Source organism: uncultured Mailhella sp. (genome assembly GCF_944324995.1).
In the GTDB taxonomy this organism is placed as follows: Bacteria; Desulfobacterota; Desulfovibrionia; order Desulfovibrionales; family Desulfovibrionaceae; genus Mailhella.
In genome coordinates, this window is sequence record NZ_CALUYL010000022.1 from 24,914 (window position 1) to 44,139 (window position 19,226).

At 61.4% G+C, this 19,226-nt stretch carries 13 protein-coding genes; 9 read left to right on the plus strand and 4 right to left on the minus strand.

Annotated elements, in window-relative coordinates; genetic code table 11:
- Positions 1-498 (plus strand): type III secretion system chaperone, encoded by a 498-nt coding sequence (locus tag Q0K02_RS09460; RefSeq protein WP_294487942.1) that lies wholly within the window; start codon positions 1-3, stop codon positions 496-498.
- 19 nt (positions 499-517) lie between these two features.
- Positions 518-4,231 (plus strand): hypothetical protein, encoded by a 3,714-nt coding sequence (locus Q0K02_RS09465; protein WP_294487944.1) that lies wholly within the window; start codon positions 518-520, stop codon positions 4,229-4,231.
- A 321-nt stretch (positions 4,232-4,552) separates the two neighbouring features.
- Here the strand turns inward: Q0K02_RS09465 and Q0K02_RS09470 are convergent, their stop codons facing one another.
- Positions 4,553-7,390, minus strand: a complete 2,838-nt coding sequence (locus Q0K02_RS09470; protein WP_294487946.1) for an autotransporter outer membrane beta-barrel domain-containing protein — start codon at positions 7,388-7,390, stop codon at positions 4,553-4,555.
- Positions 7,391-7,784: 394 nt separating this feature from the next.
- On the opposite strand from Q0K02_RS09470, the gene Q0K02_RS09475 reads away from it, so the two are divergent.
- Positions 7,785-8,336 carry a glycosyl hydrolase 108 family protein gene (locus tag Q0K02_RS09475; RefSeq protein WP_294487948.1) on the plus strand — a complete coding sequence of 184 codons (552 nt, stop codon included), beginning with the start codon at positions 7,785-7,787 and terminating at the stop codon, positions 8,334-8,336.
- Between the two features lie 10 nt (positions 8,337-8,346).
- A complete protein-coding gene (nrdD, locus tag Q0K02_RS09480) occupies positions 8,347-8,520 on the plus strand; it encodes an anaerobic ribonucleoside-triphosphate reductase (protein WP_294487951.1) in 174 nt (57 codons plus the stop codon).
- 395 nt (positions 8,521-8,915) lie between these two features.
- Here nrdD and Q0K02_RS09485 read toward each other — a convergent pair whose 3' ends face one another.
- Entirely contained in the window at positions 8,916-9,119 is a 204-nt protein-coding gene (locus Q0K02_RS09485; RefSeq protein ID WP_294487954.1) for a hypothetical protein, read from the minus strand.
- A 193-nt stretch (positions 9,120-9,312) separates the two neighbouring features.
- Here Q0K02_RS09485 and Q0K02_RS09490 point away from each other — a divergent pair, with 193 nt between their 5' ends.
- The 3 genes from Q0K02_RS09490 to Q0K02_RS09500 all read left to right on the plus strand — a co-directional run bounded on the left by Q0K02_RS09490 (position 9,313) and on the right by Q0K02_RS09500 (position 12,185).
- A complete protein-coding gene (locus Q0K02_RS09490; protein ID WP_294487957.1) occupies positions 9,313-9,612 on the plus strand; it encodes a type III secretion system chaperone in 300 nt (99 codons plus the stop codon).
- A gap of 651 nt (positions 9,613-10,263) precedes the next feature.
- Positions 10,264-11,130 (plus strand): type I 3-dehydroquinate dehydratase, encoded by an 867-nt coding sequence (gene aroD, locus Q0K02_RS09495; RefSeq protein WP_294487960.1) that lies wholly within the window; start codon positions 10,264-10,266, stop codon positions 11,128-11,130.
- Between the two features lie 386 nt (positions 11,131-11,516).
- A complete protein-coding gene (locus tag Q0K02_RS09500; RefSeq protein ID WP_294487963.1) occupies positions 11,517-12,185 on the plus strand; it encodes an alpha/beta fold hydrolase in 669 nt (222 codons plus the stop codon).
- 543 nt (positions 12,186-12,728) lie between these two features.
- Here the strand turns inward: Q0K02_RS09500 and Q0K02_RS09505 are convergent.
- Both Q0K02_RS09505 and Q0K02_RS09510 read right to left on the minus strand, forming a co-directional pair.
- Positions 12,729-13,949: an MFS transporter gene (locus Q0K02_RS09505; RefSeq protein ID WP_294487966.1), complete on the minus strand. Its 1,221-nt coding sequence runs from the start codon at positions 13,947-13,949 to the stop codon at positions 12,729-12,731.
- Positions 13,950-13,959: 10 nt separating this feature from the next.
- Positions 13,960-14,721, minus strand: a complete 762-nt coding sequence (locus Q0K02_RS09510) for a DeoR family transcriptional regulator (protein ID WP_294487968.1) — start codon at positions 14,719-14,721, stop codon at positions 13,960-13,962.
- Positions 14,722-14,990: 269 nt separating this feature from the next.
- Between Q0K02_RS09510 and Q0K02_RS09515 the strand changes: the two genes are divergently transcribed.
- Together Q0K02_RS09515 and Q0K02_RS09520 are read left to right on the plus strand one after the other, a co-directional pair.
- The gene (locus Q0K02_RS09515) at positions 14,991-18,041 is read left to right on the plus strand and encodes a hypothetical protein (RefSeq protein ID WP_294487971.1); all 3,051 of its coding nucleotides are present in this window, start codon (positions 14,991-14,993) and stop codon (positions 18,039-18,041) included.
- A 166-nt stretch (positions 18,042-18,207) separates the two neighbouring features.
- A complete protein-coding gene (locus Q0K02_RS09520) occupies positions 18,208-19,218 on the plus strand; it encodes a TRAP transporter substrate-binding protein (protein ID WP_294487975.1) in 1,011 nt (336 codons plus the stop codon).
- The last annotated feature ends 8 nt before the right edge of the window (positions 19,219-19,226 follow it).

A 19,226-nucleotide genomic window follows, 5' to 3' on the forward strand; every position in this document is an offset into this window, starting at 1 on the left:
ATGGAAAAGCGTGAAAGGAGCGTCATCATGGATCAGGGCCTTTCCTACATTGAAGCGCTGAACAGGGAAACCGGACTGGATATTCGGCTTTCCGACGCCGGGGCCGCGTATCTGATGCTCGACGGCCGCGGACTGCTGATCCAGTGGCTGGAGGCGCAGCAGATGTTCGTGATCTACGCGGAAGTGGGCCCCCTTGCGGGCTGGCGCGACGGCGAAGTGCTGCGTCGGCTTCTGGCCGCCAACTTTCTTTTCATGCAGACCCGGGGCGGGGCGCTCAGCTACGATGCCGCCGCCAACATGGTTGGCATGAATTATGCGCTTCCCGTGTACGGTCTTTCGCCGGAAGACTTTGTGAAGAAGCTCGACGCCGTGCTGACGCTGACGGAAGAGTGGAGAGATGAGCTGCGCCGCCTGTGCGCGGAGCAGGAAAGACTTGCCGGAGGAGCGCCCCCGGAAGACGACTCCCTTGCCGCCATGCAGAACATGATGCGGGTCTGACCCGAAAGAGGAGGCTGCCATGCCTGTTGATCTGAACACGCTGTTTCAGAACGTTTCCGTTCTTGACGACAAGGTGCAGTTTCATGCCCCCGCCGCCGACGATCTGCGGCAGGGCAGCGCGCTGCACGGGTTGAAGAAGCATTTCGAGTCGGCCCGCGCCGCGGAGAACCGGGCGGCGGTGCAGGCGTTCATGACGGCCATTTCTCAGCATCCGGCCTACGCGGCGCAGCTCGGCGCGGTACGCGCGCCGCTCGACGAGCTCATGCAGAGCGGCAAGCCGCTCACGGCGGGTGCGGTGCGGCAGACGCAGCTTGCGCTGAACATGCAGCTCGCGTCCATCGCGGGCGCGGAGCTTGTCCGCCGCGGCAACCTTCCGGCGGGGCACGCCTCGTCGTTTGCGTGGTTTGCGGCGTCGCGCAATCTGCCGCTCGGCGACGAAGCGCAGCAGGCGGCGGCGCTGAAGTCGTACGTTCTTTCGGAAGTGTGTCCGAAGTTTGAGGGCCTGCTGAGCCGTCTGCCGGATCTTGGCGACGGCGAGAAGAACCGGGCCGCGCGGGAGCTCATGCTGCGGATGCGCGGTCCGCTGGAAGGCCGGAACGGCTTTTTTGCCCGCGAGCTCGACCGCGAACTTGCCCGCGGCCTGCAGGTGTTTGACTTTCGGAATTTTGAGCGGGCCTTTGCCGACGCCTGCGCGCAGGACATGGATCTGGCGCGCTCTCTGAGCGCCGAGGATCTGGAGGCCGTTGCGGCGGAAGAGAAGCCCGCAGACATTCTGGCGGCGCTTCACGAAGCGCAGAGCGAGCTCGGGGCGGACGGCATGAGCGCGCTCTGCAACAAGCTCATCGTGCGTTCGGGGCCGCTGTCCACGCGCGAGGAGCGCGCCTCGGAAATCAGGGCCTGTCAGGTGGAGATGGCGGGCGAGCTCGCGGCGGGCGTGGCCATGCAGCGTCATGGTCTGCCTGCGAGCTTTGCCGTGGCCGTGGGGCATCATCCCGAGGTGGAGGCGCTTGCGCGGGAAAGGCTCGGGAGCGTCTCGCCGATGCACATTCCCGACGGCAGGGAGGTGTTCGACGCGCTTTCCGAGGCGGTGGAGAAATTGCTGGAAGAGCATCTGCCGCTGCTTCAGGAACTGGCCGTGATGGCGCAGAACCCGCCCGTGAAGCTGGATCCGCCGCTCACGCCGGAAACCATGCCGCGGTACATCAACGCCATGATGTTCGGCGATGTGCTGCTGGAGCCGCTGCTGCACGACGGCGCGCCGCTCGACGACTTTTTTCTCGACCGTCTGGTGGGGCTCACCTTGTCGCTGGATGCCGCAACCCACGCGATGGAAGGCGATTTCGGCGCCCGCGACAGGAATACCGTGCTGGAAAACGCCCTTTCGCTGATTCTGGCGCGTCGCGGCGTGCCGCAGCAGATGCTGCCGGAAATGGTGTCGCGCGCGGTGACGAAGTTCGGACGCCTGGCCTCGGAACTCAATTCCGCGGCGGCCGCGATGCGCAGCGGGGCCTACGGACGGGACGCCATGATGATTTCGGCAAGAATGCTGCCCATGGCGGGAGCGCTTCAGATATTCGGTCAGCAGCTCATTTCCGCCATGAGCGACGAGCAGCGCAGCGGCATGAAGCTCGACATGTTCAACGCGCCCGCGCCGGGAGCCGACGTGCGGGAGCTGCGGCGGCGGGGCGCGGCGTTTACGGAGAGCACGTTTCAGAGGGATGTTCCGCTGAACCGGCTTTCCGAGGATGTGCGCGACTTCGTGGGCGTGGCGGGCGTGCGTCTTCCGGCGATGGATCCCGCCGTGGCGGCCGGTCTTGCGGACGAGCAGGCCGGGCGTCTGGCCGCGGACAATCTTTCCATGATGGAGGCGGTGCTCTCCACGCTGATTCCCGAAGGGACGCGCGGCACGGTTCCGCACACGGGGGAATTTCGGGCGCTGATGGCCGAGGCTGCGGCAACGCGGGACTTCTCCGGCATCGACATGGAGCGCGTGAATCTCGAACCCATGCGCGAAGCGGTGCGGCGGGCGGCTGCCGACGTGACGAAGGCCGCCGTGGACGCGGGCCGGGCCGTGGATCCTGCGGCGGTGCGTGCGGCGGCGGAAGGGGCGTTCGTTCAGGAAATGGAGCGCCTGCACCGGACGATGGCCGCCGTGGACGCGCTTGCGGCACAAACGGTGACGAACGGCGTGGCGACGGGCTTTACCGCGGCGGAAAAGGCGGCCATGAAGGAGGCCGCGCAGCTTTTCGGCCTGCGCGACGCGAACGTGCTTGCCTCCATCGCCTCGGCGGCCTGCGACGCATCGTTCGTGCGCGATCTGGTTTCGCTGGGCACTCCCGGCGTCACGGCGCGACAGGTGTTTATGGAAACGCATGCTCTGGTGGGCAAATATCTCGCCATGCGCGACGCGCTTCCCGGCGACGCGGAAGGCGTGGAAAACGCGCTGCGCGCGGCGCTTCTCATCGGCGCGTCGCACCTTTCCCCGGCGCAGGCGGGGGCGCTTGCCGAGGCCATGCGTTCTGCGGCGGCAGAGAGCACGGCGGGCGCTCTGCTCTGGCTTCGGGATCGCGGCCTCAAGCCGAAGGACGAGCGCATGACGACCGCGATGTTCGACCTGATGAACGCCGTGCGCGGGGAAATGGAAGCCGTCGGCGGACGGGGCGACGCGGCGCGCTTTGCCCGCTGGTACGACGTGCGCGCGACGCATCCGAGCGAGATTCCGGGCGGGCACAACGGCATCATGACGGAGCTCAAGACGCTGGGCGGCAGAGACAGCATTCCCGACTATTATTTGAGCTTTGCCGGACACAACCCGCCGCTTTCGCGGGGAGACTGGGACACGCTGGCCGCGGTGCTGTTGCCGCTCATGGAGTCGGCGAAGTCGTCGCCGCGCAAGGACATGCTGCGGGAATGGGTGGCCTCCTCCGCGGAAGAGATTCTGGCGGCCATGCATGACGGCGGAGGTCCGCTGTCGCTGCCGCGTCTGTGGGACATCTTTACGGGAGGGCGTCTGGGGCCCATGCCTGCCTCGGCGAAGGGCATGGACGCCGTGGCCCGCATGCTGGACGCCGTGGACACGGCGTATCATGAGCGCGTGAAGCTTGTGGAGGGAGAGGCGTTTCCGGGGAGCAACGAGTGGAAGCTGTTCCACAACAGCGGTCTGGGTGTGCCGCCGCGGAAGCTGCTGGAACTGATCGAACCCGGCAGCTCCCTTTCGCTCAACGATATCCGCATGAGTCTGGAAATGACGTCCATGCGCGACGTGACGCCGGAGAGCGTGTACCGGCTCGGCGAGGATTTCGTGCGGCAGGGGCAGAGCGCGACGTTGCGCTTCACGAAGGCGGACGGCACGTCTCTGAGCGTGCATCCGGTGAAGATTCCGAAGCATGAGATTTCCGAGGATCATCCGGTGCTGCGTCCGATTCTGGATTTCTGGCGGGGCATGACGCATTCCGAAGCGCAGTTTTTGCGGGTGGCGCAGGCTTTTTCGCAGACGCCGCTCATTGCGGCGAGGTTCATGAGCGGCGTGTTCCCGGGCCTGCAGTACAACGAGCACGGCGCGTTCATGATGAGTGCGGTGGAGCAGGCGGACGGATCCATAGTCATGGACATCAACGGCGACCCGACGCTTCCTTTGCAGTTCCATGAACAGTTCCTCATCCGGTCCGACGGCTCGCACGTCTGCACGGCGTTCGAGATGAGCCGTCCGGCGCTGAACGACCGGCAGGCGTGACAAGGCGCAACGCCGGAGCATGTTGAAAGGGACGCCCCGACTCGGGGCGTCCTGCTTCTTTTTTTGGAAAAAGGGGAAGGCGGCAAGGCGCGCAGCAGGCATTCCGCCGGAATTTTTAAAGCAATGCTTTAAGTTTTTCCAAAAAGGGGAGCGCGGAGGAAGAGCCCTGCGGGGTTGCGGCGCGCGGCATGCGGCGGGCGGCGCAACCTTGCGGCATCGGGCGACGATGCGCCCCGCCCGGGGGATCGCCTTCGTCCTTCGTTTCCTTCTGCGATGCGGCGGTGCGGAACGCCGGGCCCGCCGCAGAAGGAAGGTCGGGGCTTAGAAGCGCCACTTGAGACCTGCGGAAACGTTGTATTCGCGGGTGAAGTGTTCGCCGTGTTCGCGTTCCGCCTGAACATAGAGCCGCAGGTTGTCCGTGGCCTGCCAGTCTGCGCCGAGGCCGTAATAGACGCGGGTGCCTTCCATCTCGGAATTGAGATGCAGGTCGTTGATGCGTGCTTTCTGTTCGCCGAGGAATTCGTGATTCACGCCGACCTTCACATAGGGCTGCATGTAGCGTTCCCCGTTGCTGCCTTTCAATGCGAACTTTTTGCCCAGCACCACGCCTGCGCGACCGGTGAGGGTGTTCATGTCGCTCTGCTCTATGGTCATGCCGTTGCTGGTGCCGAACTCGCCGCCCCGCACCCAGAACCACGCAAGCTGCACCTGCGGCTCCACGAACCAGCTGTTCAGGCCGTTGTTGCTGAAGGCGAAGTCCATGCGGCGACCGCCTTCCAGTGAAGCGCCAACGCCGTATGAGGAGCGGTCGTCATGCACCTTGACGCCGTTGAGCATGGCGGTGCGTATTTCATGTTCGTACCAGTCCATGGCAGTCACGGCGTCCAGATACCAGCCGTCGACATGCAGCCAGGTGGAATAGAAACCCGCGCCCACGCTGTTCAGATCGCCGAATCCGCCCCAGCGTTCCTGCACTCGCTGATCGGCATGCCCGCTGCGTATCTGCATGCCCAGAATCCAGAGATGATCCTCGTTTGTGGAAACGGCCCTGTCGTAGCCCAGTGAACCGCCTGTAAGGTGTTGTGTGAAGCCGTAGCCTGCAAAGCCGTCGAGACGCGATTTATCGGCAAATCCGCGCACCCACAGACCGGTTTGCGTACCGTAGCGCACTTCGCCGAGTCTCTTGCGCAGATCGGTGAGCTGTCCGTACCACAGGGCATAGTGTCCGGCCAGCGAGGAAAGGGCTGCTTCGGTTTCTCCGGTGGGGGTTTCCGGACGGGAGGGCGTACCGGGCTTGTCGGGATCGGGTTGTTCTATGGAAGTGCGCTTGAGATACCATTCCTGCGTGTCGGGCGTGGCTGAGCCGTCTCTTTGTGCCAGTGCATAGAAGTAATTGCCCTGTTCCACAAGATGCTGCGTGCTGCCGTTGACCTCGCACTCGTTGGCGAGCGAGAAGGTGCCGTCGCCGCTCTGCTGCTGAACAATGAAGGCGTTCATGGCTTCGCGTGAGGGATCTGCGCCGGTGGGATTCACATACACGCCGTGATTTCCCGTGCCGCGGCCGATGATGATCTGATCGGTCAGATCGTTTTCGATGTCGGTATTGACGTTGAATATGCCGCCTTCGCCGGAGAGCGTTTCGGCCGTGAGCGTGCGGAATCCGGAAGCCGCCTGGGCGTTGTCGTAGGTCATGTCCACAATGCCGCCCCTGCTCACCACAAGATTGGAGACCGGAGAACTGCCGGTCATGTTCCAGCGCGCGCCGTTGTTGAAGGTGAGGTCGATCTTGCTGCCCTTGTTGCCGAACTCGTTGATGCCGGTGAAGAAGGATTTGTCGTTCAGCAGATGTGCCGTAATGGTGTTGAGCGTTTCGTCGGCATCTACAGTGGTGTCGTAGTTGCTTCCGAAAATATAGGCCGTGGAGGTTTTGCCGGCCACGATGTTGCCGGTGAGCTGCACGACGGCATCGGGATTCTCGGAAGAGTTCACCAGAATGGTCGAGCCCTTGCCGGAGGTGTTGCCCACGGCGTTGAGTACGATGCTGCCGTCGGCAATCAGGCCCTGCTGAAAGTCGATGCTGCTTCCGGCTCGCGCCAGGGCGGAAATGGATACGGCTCCCGGATCCGCCTCTGTATGATAGGTGACGTCACCTCGGAAGGCGGCGTTGGAATACCAGTAAAGGTAAGACCCTATGGACTCTGCGTCTCCTTCGGCGATTGTGGTGATGTCGGCCGTGTTGAAGAGCGAATCCGCTATATAGTACATGTACATGCCGTAGTTGGATACGGCGTTGGGGAACGTTTGCAGAGACGTTCTGTTCTCGTATTTTTCAGCCCCGGAAGCATGAATGGAAAGATGTCCGTCGACGGTGATGGACTGCTCGCCTGCGCTGTTTCTGTTTCCGTCTTTGAGGTTGATGCCGATGGAGTTGTTTCCGCCCTCGGTAACTATGGCAAGGTCTTTTTTGAAGTGAAGACGTCCGTCATTGGTACGGGCGCCGAGTCCGTAGTTCTGATCGCTGTAGTAGTTGCCTATGCCGTAAGTATAGTATGGTGCATTTCTGACTGTTATGCTGGTGTTGCCGTCAACGGTGAGGTCGGCATTGTCGTTGACCAGAATGCCCATGGAGCGGTTGCCGTTCAGCATGGTGACGGCGAGGTCGCCTTTAATGTCAAGATCCGTGCCCGTGCCGGTCATGGAGATGCCTTTCTGGGAGTTGAGCCCGTAATCCTCATTATCGGCTGCGGGGGGATTGGTGCTGGTGTGCAGATAGTTGTCTACCAGAATAGTGGTATTGCCGCCTACAGACATGACGCCCCCGTTCTTCATGTCAATGCCTTCACGGGTGATGTCCCACTTGCTTCCGGATATCCTTTCAGGGGCTATGGTGATTGACAGATTCTCGGCAACGTCGAGTGAACTCTTATTCCAGATAAGTACGCCGGTTCCGTATTGCTTGTGGTTGGAGCCGAACGTGCCTTCATTCGGGCGGAAATCCTCATCGTCAAAGTTTTGAGTATTGTCGCTGAAACGGCCGGTGGCGGTAATGTTTATGGTAAGGTTTCCGTCGTATTCTTTGGAATAGTCCAGAAAGTGAATGTTTTTTTGTTCCAGCGTGATATCTTCGGAAAAAGCTGGTTGGGCATTGACAAGAACCAAAGTTCCGGAAAACAGCGTTATGGAGAGAAGAGTAAAAAATCTGTATTTTTTTATAAATGCTCGATATCTGATGACAAAATTTTTTATACAGTTTCTTGACGTCATGAAAATCTCCAGCATATTTCCTTTAAAAGTTAAAAATTTGTTGACAAAAAAGTGTACTTTTTTGACGAAAACAAAAAAAAATATTCAACTGATATTTTTTATAGACAGTTATATGGATTATTGTTATCTTTTACATCAAGTTTTGTGCTGTTGCGCATAGGCAAAAAAGTACGCTTTCTCGCCAATGTGCAGTGTGTTGCAGTGTCGCTCGGCGTCATGTTTTTTCTTTTTCCCCTCTGTGCCGCAGTGACGGAGGCGGATAGGCTCTCTGGAAAAAGGGAGCTTTTTTATGGGAAATTTTGAAAAAGCACATGAGTTCACATCGCGGTGGGAAGGCGGACGCGTCGGGCATGTTGCCGATTCCGGCGGCTCCGCACATGACGGCGTCAGTCCGACCGCTCTCAAGGGGCAGGAAGATCAGGGCGATATTGATGAAGACGGCGACCTTGAAGGCGACTTCGACGCCGACGATTCCGCCTTCACGCCGGAGGGCGGGCGCAGGCGCATGCGCCGCAGGTTCTGGGATGCGCTGGGCCTCGACGACGTGAAGCCTCTCTGCGCCGTGGTTGTGTATGACACTGCCGTGAACATGGGAGCCGACTGCGCCTGTCGCCTTGTGCAGAAGGCTCTCGGTCTGCGCGCGGACGGCGTATGGGGGCCCGTGACCCTTGCCGCGCTGCGCACCTGCAGCGACCGCAAAACCGCCGTGGCCGTCTGCCATCTGCGCCGGGCCCGCTACCACGAACTCGTCAACGGCAACGGCAGCCTGAAACCCTTCCTCGACGGGTGGCTCCGTCGCGTGGATTCCCTCGAAAAAACCGTGGAAGCCGACAACGGCTGAAGGAGACGCCATGAATGACGCTGCATGCATCGGCCGCGGCGTGCCTTTTGAGCGCATCCGCCGCATCACCGGCTACCTCGTGGGCACCACGGACAGATTCAACAACGCCAAACGCGCCGAAGAACGCGACCGCGTGAAACACTGCACTCTCGAACCCGTGACCCCCTCCGCGGAAAGGGAATAGAGAGGAGATGAGGAAGGGGAACAGGCCGGAGCCTCGGGGCAAGTCCTGATGGGGAGGAACAGGCAGGATGACAGGCCGGAGTCTTGGGGCGCTGACCGAACGCCGTCGGTGGGAAGGATTCCCCGACAGGTCGGGCCCCGACTCCTTCACGATTTCAGGGAGTCCGGCGCGTGGGGAAGAGCGTCTTTACGTCGGCCATGAGCCGCGGGCGGCGCTGAGGCGTTTCCGGGGCGAGAAAAAAAGATTTTTCAGAGGACTTTCGACGCTTCGCTTCGGAAAAGCCGGGGAGGCGGAAAGAAGGCAGGCAGAAGGGGAGGGAGAGAAAAAGGAGGAAAAGGACGGGGGAAGAATTGCCGGGGCCCGCAGCGCAGCGGGCTTCCGGCTTTTTTTGTGGGCTACTTCTTGTCCCATTCGTGCCCGTTGGCCTTCCACCAGCGGCACGATTCCCGGCACCAGTATTCGGTAACGATGAAGGCGTCCTTTTCGTAGGTCAGATCCGTGGGGCGGCAGCCCGTTTCCTCGCAGGGCATTTTGCACAGCACCACAAGGTTGGAACGCTCGCCGTGCGGGCAGGGATATTTCTTTTTGTTTTCTTCCATGATCTCGTCCTGTCGAACATGCTGTGTCCGCCGCTTCGGGGGCGGGCGTTGCCGGCGCAGGCGCGGGGCTGCGGGAGCAGGCCGCAGCTTTGGAAAACGTTGCTGCCGTGGTTTCGCGGGAGTGCCCCGGGGAATCGGCGTCCGGGCGTTTTGTCCTCCGGCGTTTCTCGCCGCGTTTCTGCGCAGCCGCAGCATGGCACAAAAAGACGCAAAGTGCCAGCGCGGCCCCGGCATTGCGCCCGGCGCTTCCGCAGTCAGACGGACGCGCCGGGGCATCGTGCGCGAGGACGATCCTTCCTGCCTTCTGGTCATCGACGATGTTGAAGTCAGCCTCCGCTGGCTGGAGGAAGCCGACATGGTGATGATGTTCACCGTGGCGGTGCCGCTGCCCCGGGAGGAGCGGGAAGTGTTCTACGCCGAGCTTTTGAACGCCAACACGTTTTTCACGGCACGCAGGGCTTTACGCTGGCCGCGCGGGAAGACACGGGAGTGACGCTTCAGGGCGAGATGTCCATGCGCCTGCTCGACGGCTCGAACGTGGCGCAGTGGTCGCAGAACTTTGTGGACGTGGCTTCGGAGTGCAGAGCGTCTGCCTGAAGGAGCCGGAAACGCAGCCCGGCGCGCAGCCGGAGCCGCAGGCCGTGTTCCCGCAGGACATGCTGCGGGTGTAAACACGCTGATCCGTCCGGACGGGCGAAGAGCAGGAGGAGCGTCTGCAACCGTTCGTGCCGAAAAAGAAAGGCCGTCTTCGGGGGTCTTTTCTGTGCGCTCTCGCTGCCTGGGCGGGGGAAAAGAGGGGGCGGAGCGGAGGCGCAAGCCGGGTACGAACGAAGCACGAACAGCTCCGGACGGGGAAAACATGGGCGCGATGTGAGTCCAGACGAACGTAATCGAATCGTCGATCCGATCCGTTTTGCGTTGCATGTGCATAGTAAGCATATATGGAGCAAGTTTGTGCAATATGTTTTTTCGTATTTCTTCAAATCATTGATGAGAAAGATATTTTTTATGAATGTATAGAGTTTGTGAATCACGGTATCAGCTGATACAAACAAAGTAATATGCGGGCATTATTGACAGTAAAAATGGTTTTTACTATGAAAAAAAGAAGTTGTTTGTTAAATATGAACCGAAAGGAGGGTGTATGAACATCAAAAAAATGCTCGTTTCTCTTCTCGCTGCGGTCGTCGTCATTCCGGCCGCAGTGTCCGTGGCCTTTGCCGAAGGCTATACGCGTCCCATGCCCACCAAGCCCATTACGAGCGGTCCCACCGTGCTCGGCGGCCCCACGCCTGTCGTGTGCGTGCCTCTGACCGCCACTACCAGGGATAAGCTGCTCGACGAAGCCAGGTTCGTGGCCGATCTCAAGCCCGACATGATCGAAGTGCGTGCCGACTACTGGGATTTCATTGAAGACACCAAGGCTTCCGTGGCCATGCTGCGCGACATCAACAAGGTGTTCGGCGACACGCCCATTCTGCTGACCGTGCGCATCAAGGCCGAACGCGGCTACAAGGACGTTTCCGACGCGGCGAAGTTCAATTTCTACAAGGCGGCCATCAAGGAAAAGCTGGCCGACTTCATCGACATGGAACTGGCTTACGGCCCTGAAAAGATCAAGGCTTTCAAGAAGGAACTGGCCGGTTCCGGCATTTCTCTGGTTGTTGCCCATCACGACATGAGCGCCACGCCTTCCACCGAGGAAATCGTGAAGATCATGGAACGTGAAATCAACGCCGGCGGCGACGTGGCCAAGATCGTGGTGAAGCCCAACAAGGAAGAAGACGTGCTTACCTTCCTGAACGGCACGCTGGCCTTCCGTCGCGCGCATCCCGAGTATCCCATCATTGCTTCCGGCAGCGGCGACACCGGTCGCATCACCCGTCTCATCGGCGGCCTGTTCGGCATTGATCTGACCTTCTCCTCCGGCGTGAAGGGCTCCAATCCCACGCAGATGCCTGTGCCCGTGGTGCGCGAAGCCATTTCCGTTATTTATCCCACGGCAAAGTAAGTTTGCCGACGCGGCAGTAGCCGCGGCCTGATCGGCCGATTCGCTCCTGCCGCCCCGGAATATTCGAAAAGCGCCTCACTCCCTGAGTGATGCAGAGACTTGTACACAGGCCCGACGACCGCTGCGGTTCGCCGGGCCTTCTTTTTTAAGCGCGTTTTTATTGGAAAGATGTTTTTTTCCGCCCGGCCCGGTGCCGTGCGCTTCGTCGCGGTTTCTTTTCTGCCGCAGAGGGGCCGCTTCTCCGGCCGCGGATGGCTGCAACGTTTCTGCATGCCGAGGGCGTCCGCGAAACATACTTGACGAACGCGCCGTTGCCGTGGCTCACTGAAAGAACGCGCGTTTTTCGCGCGCCGAACGCAACCGTCAACGCAAAGCGAGGAAACATCATGGCCGTGGTGCTTTCATACCGATGGCGAAGGAACCCCGAACGCCTGCTCCGATCGTGGGGCATGGGGGGGCGCGTGCGCTCGTCGCGCGAGGAAAAGCGTTTTCTTGACCGCCTGGACGACGCGCCCGACAACGAACTCGGCAATTTCTGTCTGGTCATGGGCGGCTTTACCGACGCCTTTTTCGGCCGGGCCTACGCCATTCTCGGCGACCTGCCCGCGCTTCTCGGCGAAGATTTCGACATCTATTACCGCGAATACGATGAAATTGCCGCCGCCCGACGCCTTCTTCGCCGCTACGGCGGACTCCCGCGCCGTCTGGTGCTCATTGGACACAGCTGGGGCGCAAGCTCCCTCGCCCGGGATGTCGTGCCCGCCTGCCGCAGCGTTCGCGTGGATGCCCTCGTCACCCTGGACCCCGTGGGCGTGCGCGGCCCGCTCTTCCTGCCGCAGGTTCGCCGCTGGCTGAACGTCTATGTCCCCTACGACAAGGCCGCATGGTCCCGGGAAAACAATATCGCCAGACTCGGCAGACCCTGGGAATTCGTGCGGCAGGCCAGCGTCAACCGCATCTTCCCGCCCCTCCGACACGCCGACGCCCGCGGCATGTTCCGCGCCTTCGGCGAAGGCTTCATCAGACTCGTGCTGCTGGAGAGGGGGGAGAGATAGGGGAGAGGCGGGGGAAGGAGGAAACCCTTTTGAAAAAGGGCTTTCCTCCTTCCCCCGCGCCCCCATCCTCCTTCCTAAAACTTTTGTTTGGGCGCAGGGCGTTGCGCGCGCGGGTGTTTTGCGGGCAATGGGGAAACGTGTGTTGTGAAAGGCGCAGGGGAGAGCTTTGGGGTGTTTCGTAAAGGTGTGCGGGGCAGGTCGGCGCTGCGCGGAAGCTCGCCCGGTTATCCTTCGTCTGCGCTGCGGCGGAAGCTCACTGCGGGAGGCAAGGGGCTGCGGTCAACGGGCGCAGTGCGCGGGGTGAGTTGTTTGCCGGGGGCAGGCGGGGCGAGTGCGTTGGTACGGCGCAGGGAGTGGGCTCCGGGGCGTTGCCCGGCGCGGGAATGCCGGCATTGAAGACGTTCCCTTCATCGCAGACAATGAGCGTCGCCTCGCGCGCGCAGGAATGCCGGACAAAACGGAGCCGCGGCGGCACTGCGGCGTCGGGATGTTGCGGGGCGGGGGAGAGGCGCCCGGCGGACGCGGCTGGCGCGGGCGTCGGCGTCAGGACGGCGTCGAGGTTCCGACCGGCGGGCGGAAGGTCCACTTGAGGGCAAAAAGCGCGAGCACGGCGGCGGCCAGCGCGTAGGCGGCGTTCATGCCCCAGAGGGAGATGGCGGCGAATCCGCCGAGAGGGCCGAGCGCCGCGCCGAGGTCGATGGCCAGCGTGTAGGCGGTCATGACGAACACCGCGTTTGAGCGCGAAGCCGCGTCTGCGGCCAGGGCGTCCGAAAGGGTGGTCATGGCGGTGCAGCACAGTTCCACGGCCGCAATCGCGGCAAGCCACGGGCCGAGGGGCAGCGAAACGCCGATGAGCAGAAACAGTCCGGCGGCTGTCCAGCAACCGGCGGCAAACATGGTCACGCGGCCGAGGCGGCCGTCGGAGAGGCGTCCCACGAGCGGCGAGAGCAGCGGATCCCAGCCCCAGCGCAGCGACTGCATCACGCCCGCGGCCGTGGCGCAACCCGCCGTGACGCCGAGCACGGTGATGCTTTCGCCCCAGTGATGGGCCATGAGCGCGGACAGCGTGGACATGAAAAAGCCCTCGATGATGAGCGTGACCGCCATGCAGGTGACGAGCACCCAGAAAATTTCCGGCGAGTGCAGCAGGACTTTGGGGGAAACGGCAGCGTTTTTGCTTTTGCGCGGAGAGGGTGGCACGCCCCTCAGCAGAAAAAGAGCCGCGGGCAGGGCAAGGGCGGCCGCAGCCGCGCCGGCGAGCAGCGCGACGCGCAGCCCAGCCATGTCGGCCAGAAGACCGCCGCCCAGCATGCCCGCCAGATTGCCGAGGCGGTAGGTTCCGGTGAACAGGCCCATGAAGTAGCCCCGGTTCTTCTGCCCCGCCGCGGCCATGACCGTGAACAGGCCGCCCAGCTTGAGCAGCGACCAGGCCAGCCCCCAGAGCACGCGCAGCGCAGCCCACGCCGCCAGCGAGGACGCGAAGGCGTATCCCACGGGAATGAGCGCGGAAAGCAGCGCGGCAAACGCGGCGCAGGTTTTCGTGTTCAGGCGCGTGTACGCCCAGCCGATGAGCGGATTGAGCGGCAGCCGGGCCAGCCGGTTCAGAGCCAGCACCACGCCCACTTCCCAGAGCGAACCAAGACCGGCTTCGCGCCAGAACACGGGGAGCGTTACGTAGAGCATGGCGTCGGCGGCCACGCAGGCTGCGGTGAGCAGTGCGAAAATCAGCACTTCCCGGCGGGACGCTCCGCAAGCTTCCGGCATGACGGCCTCCTCAGGCGAGGTAGAGGTGAGCGCCGGAATCCCGAATGAGACTCTGCCAGCGGGAGGGCAGGGGCCCGTCGGAAAACACGGCTTCGAGCTGGCTCACATGTCCGACCCGCACCATGGCCGGACGCCCGAACTTGGATTTGTCGCACACGAGAAACACCCGCCGGGAATGCGCAATGATGGCGCGCGCCACCGAAACTTCCCGATAGTCGTAATCGAGCAGATTCCCTTCCCCGTCGATGCCCGAAATGCCGATAATGCCGAAATCCATGCGGAATTCCTGAATGAACTGTTCGGTTTCGGGGCCGATGACGCCGAGATCGTGGGAACGCACCGTGCCGCCCGCAATGATGACCTCGAACGATTCGTTGCCTGCGCAGATGCGCGCCACGTTGAGATTGTTGGTGAGAATGCGCAGATTCTTGTGACCGAGCAGGGCGAAGGCCACCGCCTCGGTGGTGGTGCCGATGTTGATGCACAGCGACGCCCCGTCGGGAATGTGCCGGGCGGCAAGCTCGGCAATGCGGCGCTTTTCGTCGGTGAAGAGCAGCTTGCGCTGATCGTAAATGATGTTTTCCGTGCTGAGGGGCATGCCCACGCCGCCGTGAAAACGCTGCACCCGTCCTTCGTCGGCGAGCTGATTGATGTCCCGGCGCATGGTCTGCGGCGTGACGGAAAAATTCTGCGCGAGTTCCTCAATGGTCGCGTAGCCGCGCTTGTTGAGGAATTCCAGAAGATTCTTCTTTCGGCTGTCTGCTTTGTTCATAGGCGGTCCTGCGGGGAAGTGCCCGGAGTATAAAAGCATCGGAACGCTTCCGCAAGCAGAAAAGAATATTGCGGAAAATGATTGTGTGAAAAAAAACACTATTGACACATTGACGTAACAAAGACTACACTCACTGTCTTATTGTAGAAGAAGCGTCCGGTTTCTCGGCAGGGCAGAGCTTTTGCCGGAGAATCCGCGCATTCGTCCCGGCGGACTTGCCGCCGGTGAAGATACGCGCTCAGGCGCGACAGCGACACATGGAGAGGAGCATGTCGGTAAGTTTCTATTTTGACAGGCAGGACAGAGAAATCCTGACTCTGGTCAACAGAATACTGGAATGCCCGGACAAGGCGCAGAGCCGCGTTTTCGACGCCAATCTGCATCCGCACGGCATCAAGGGACTGGTGATTTCCCGCGTTTCGCGGGTGGCCTATGCCGTCATCAACCTGCTCACCAATCTGGAAGTCGGCCAGGCGGACGACCGCATCATGGCGCTCCAGGCCCTGTACGACGAAGTGATGAGCAGCGCGCACTCCATGCTGCGGCGCAACACGGCCCGCGTGCTTCTCCAGATCATGAAGGATCTCGTGCGCGCGCAGGATTCTCCGCTCACGCAGCTCAAGCTGGCGCACGATTTCCGCAAGGCCGCGCAGGGCACGCCGCGCGTGGTGCGCAAGATGCTCGCGCGCTATCATCTGCCGGAAATGCCGGAAGAGTGGAATCAGCTTTCCTTCGACGATCATGTGTACGACGCCCATTCGCGCGGCCGCAAGACGCCCACGCATCTCATCATGGACGCCTGGATCAAGGGATTGCGCTATCTCACGGTGGTGTATTCCAACTACATAGACTACGCGGCCGCCAGGGAAATTCTCGACGCCGCGGCCATCATGGGCATTCACGTGCGCGTGGGTCTTGAGGTGCGCTGTCCGTTCCGCGGGCGCTACGTGAGCATGGTGTGGGTGCCGCGCGGCTTCAGCGCGTCCGGAGACTTCCTCGAATTTCTGGAGTCGGACAAGATGCAGGCCCTCACCGCGCAGGGCCGCGAGGCCGTGGAATGGCGCAAGGCCCGCACGCTCGACGCCCTCGATCGCTGGAACGAAGGCAAGCGCAGGGAACTTTCCCGGGCGTGGGGCACGGAAATACCCGAAATCAAGGCCGGACGCCTCATGGCCTGCGTGGGCCTCGGTCAGCCTTCGTTCGAGCATCTGGCCGAGTGCATGCACGGTCACGTGCTGCCCTTTGCGAAGATTCGCGCCCAGGAGCTCAAGAAACGCGTGGCTGCCGGTCAGGACGACGACGGCGCCGCCGAACGCGAGATTCTGGAACTCGAGAATCTCACGAGCGCGGTCATCGCCAGAGACTGGCTTGAGGGGTCGGATCTGCCCGAAATCGGCGCGGATCCGAAGGACGTGCCCGTGATGTTCACGCGCTCGCCCGCGCAGATGGTGGAGGAGCTCTCCACCCTGCACACCGGCTACCGCCTCATTCTGAACCTCGCCGGACTCAACGTGCGCGACGTGCTCGAACTGCTCTACGACTGCGACTGCTGTATCACGCATCTGGAGCTCTTTAATCTTAAGGACTGGCACGAAGGTCTGCTCAACGATCTGCCCGCCATCAACGAGCTCCAGCGCGTGCTCAACGAAGGCCGCGGCCCCCGCATCAAGCAGATGGTTCACGAGATTCTCGACAATCTGGAAGAAAGCGGCGAAGTCGAACGCGCCGCCAAGTTCCGCAGCATTCAGAGCAACATTCCCACGCTCTGGGAATATTACCGCAAGAATCCGCTGAAAAGCCGCATCGGTTCCAATTCCGTGCGCGACAACAACGGCCGTTCCTTCGGCATGGGCTTCGTCTATACCGAAACCCTGCCTTCCCGCGCCAAGAAAACCCTGCGCGAAAACAGCGAGTACATGGGCGAAATTCCCGTGCACACCCGCATCGAGGAACGCGTAAGCTACGAGGACGACAGGGAAAACGTTTCCGGTCTCACCCGCGCCATCCGTCACGTGCCGGGGTTTCGCCACTTCCGGCAGGCCAGACATCGCGCCTGGCTCCCCGACGACAACAGCGAAATTCAGCGTCCGGGCAACGTGGTGAGCCTCGGCGGCATCAACACGCCTCCGGCCAACGCCCTGCTCGAAGACAGGGAGCCCCGCAGGGAAGACAAGCCCGGTTCCGCCTATCTCAGCACCACCGTGACCAACTGGATCAAGGTCATGGCGGGCTTCATTCCCTCGGTGGCCTCCTTCCTCTATACCCAGGACTGGTGGTTCCTCGCCTGGTTCGGCACGTTCATATGGTTCGGCATCACGGGCATACGCAACATCATTCAGATGGTCGTCGCCGGCAACGGCACCACGCGCAACACCCTGCTGCGATGGAAGGATCACGTGAGCATCAGCCGCATCTGCGATTCGCTCATGTACACCGGCATATCCGTGGCGCTGCTCGAGGTCATCGTGCGCGTCTGGTTCCTCGAAAACCTCTGCGGACTCAGCGTGCGCGAGCATCCCGGCATCGTGTTCGCCGTGCTCAACTTCGTGAACGCCATCTACATCTGCGCCCACAACATCTATCGCGGCTTCCCCCGCGAGGCGGCCATCGGCAACCTGTTCCGCAGCGCGCTCGCCATTCCCGTGTCGTCGTGGTACAATCAGGCGTTCGTGGCCATCCTGCTGCTGTCCGGCGTGGCCGATCCGCTGTTCTACACCGTGCCGAGCGCGGCCATCATTTCCAAGCTCGCCTCCGACACCGTGGCCGCCGTCATCGAGGGCTACGCCGACAGTCAGAACAACCGCCGCATGCGCCGCTGGGACTACGACGGCAAGATCTCCCGCGTGTTCGCCTGCTACACCAGACTCGAGCTCCTCTTCCCCGAAGAGGACATACTCATCAAGCTGGCCCGCTCCGAAGGCCGCGTGGACGAACTTTCCGGCGAGGCCCGCAAGCTTGAGCTCGCGCTCATCATCAACGCCCTCGACCTCATGTACTTCTGGTACTACCAGCCCCGCGCCCAGGACGCCTTCCGCCGACTGGTGAAGAACATGAGTCAGGCCGACAGAACCGTGTTCGCACGCGCGCAGCTCGTGCTCCTGCGCGAACGCGACATCAGTCAGCTTTTCGTGGACGGCCTTGTGGGACGTAACTTCTCCCAGCCCCTGGCCTTCTATCTCGACAAGCGCCGCGACTACCTCAACGCCATGATGAAGCTCTGCCGACCCGGCCGCAGAACCGTTCAGCCGCTGCCTTCCATTGTCTTTGAAGAGCCCTCGTCGAACGCTTCGGCCAAGGAACCTTCTTCCGCGCAGGCATAAAAAGACCGGACTTCATATTGCATAACTCACGGAAGTATAGTACACAAAAGACAGACTCGCATATGCGGACAAGCCGCATGCGGGTGAGCCGTCGGCGTTGGTTCACGCCGGCGGCGCAACACAATATGCCAAGGCGGCATATCCGAACAAGTTCTGAGGAGGACTTATGAAACGCTTTGTTGCTCTTTCCCTGATCATGGGTCTGATGATCGGCGCCACCGCCATGGTCGGCACCGCCCAGGCCGCCAAAGTCATCAAGATTGCCGGCATGAAGGCCGAAGGCGAACCGGAAACCATCGGCATGCACAAGTTCGGCGAATATCTTGAAAAGCTTTCCAACGGCAAGTACAAGGTCAAGGTGTACCCCAACAGCTCTCTCGGAAAGGAAGACAAGTATATCGCCGACACCCGTCGCGGCACCATTGAAATGTGCGCCACCGGCACTCAGGTTGCCTCGTTCCATCCCGCCATGGCCATGATGGAAACCCCCATGCTCTACGACAGCTATGAGCACGCCTACAAGGCCATCAACGGCGGCATCTTCGACCTCCTCACCGACGGCTTCACCGAAAAGTCCGGCCTGCGCACCCTCAACATGTTCCCTCTGGGCTTCCGTCACTTCTACACCAAGAAGCCCGTCCACAGCATTGACGACATCAAGGGCCTCAAGCTCCGCGTGCCGAACATCACCCTGTACACCACCTTCGCCAAGGAATGCGGCATCAACGGCCAGGCCATGCCCTTCGCCGAAGTTATGAGCTCCGTTGACCAGGGCGTCATCGACGGCGGCGACAGCCCGCTCTCCGACATCACCTCTACCAAGGTTTACGAAAAGTGCCCCCAGATCACTCTGACCGGTCACATCCTCGTTATCCACAGCCTCTTCATCAATGAAAAGCTGTATCAGTCCCTGCCCGATCAGGACAAGGCCTGGTTCAACGAAGCCGCCAAGATGGCCGCTGAAGACATCTGGAAGCTCGTGCAGGAAATGGATAAGAAGTCCATCGCCGAAATCGAAAGCCACGGCGGCACCGTTTCCGAACCCACTCAGGCCATGAAGGACTTCATGACCGACGCCGCCAAGCGCACCTGGACCATGTTCACCGACGCTTCCAACGACAAGACCTACGTGCCCAACGCTCAGGCCGTCTTCGACAAGGCCGCCAGCTTCAAGTAGTCTTTGCC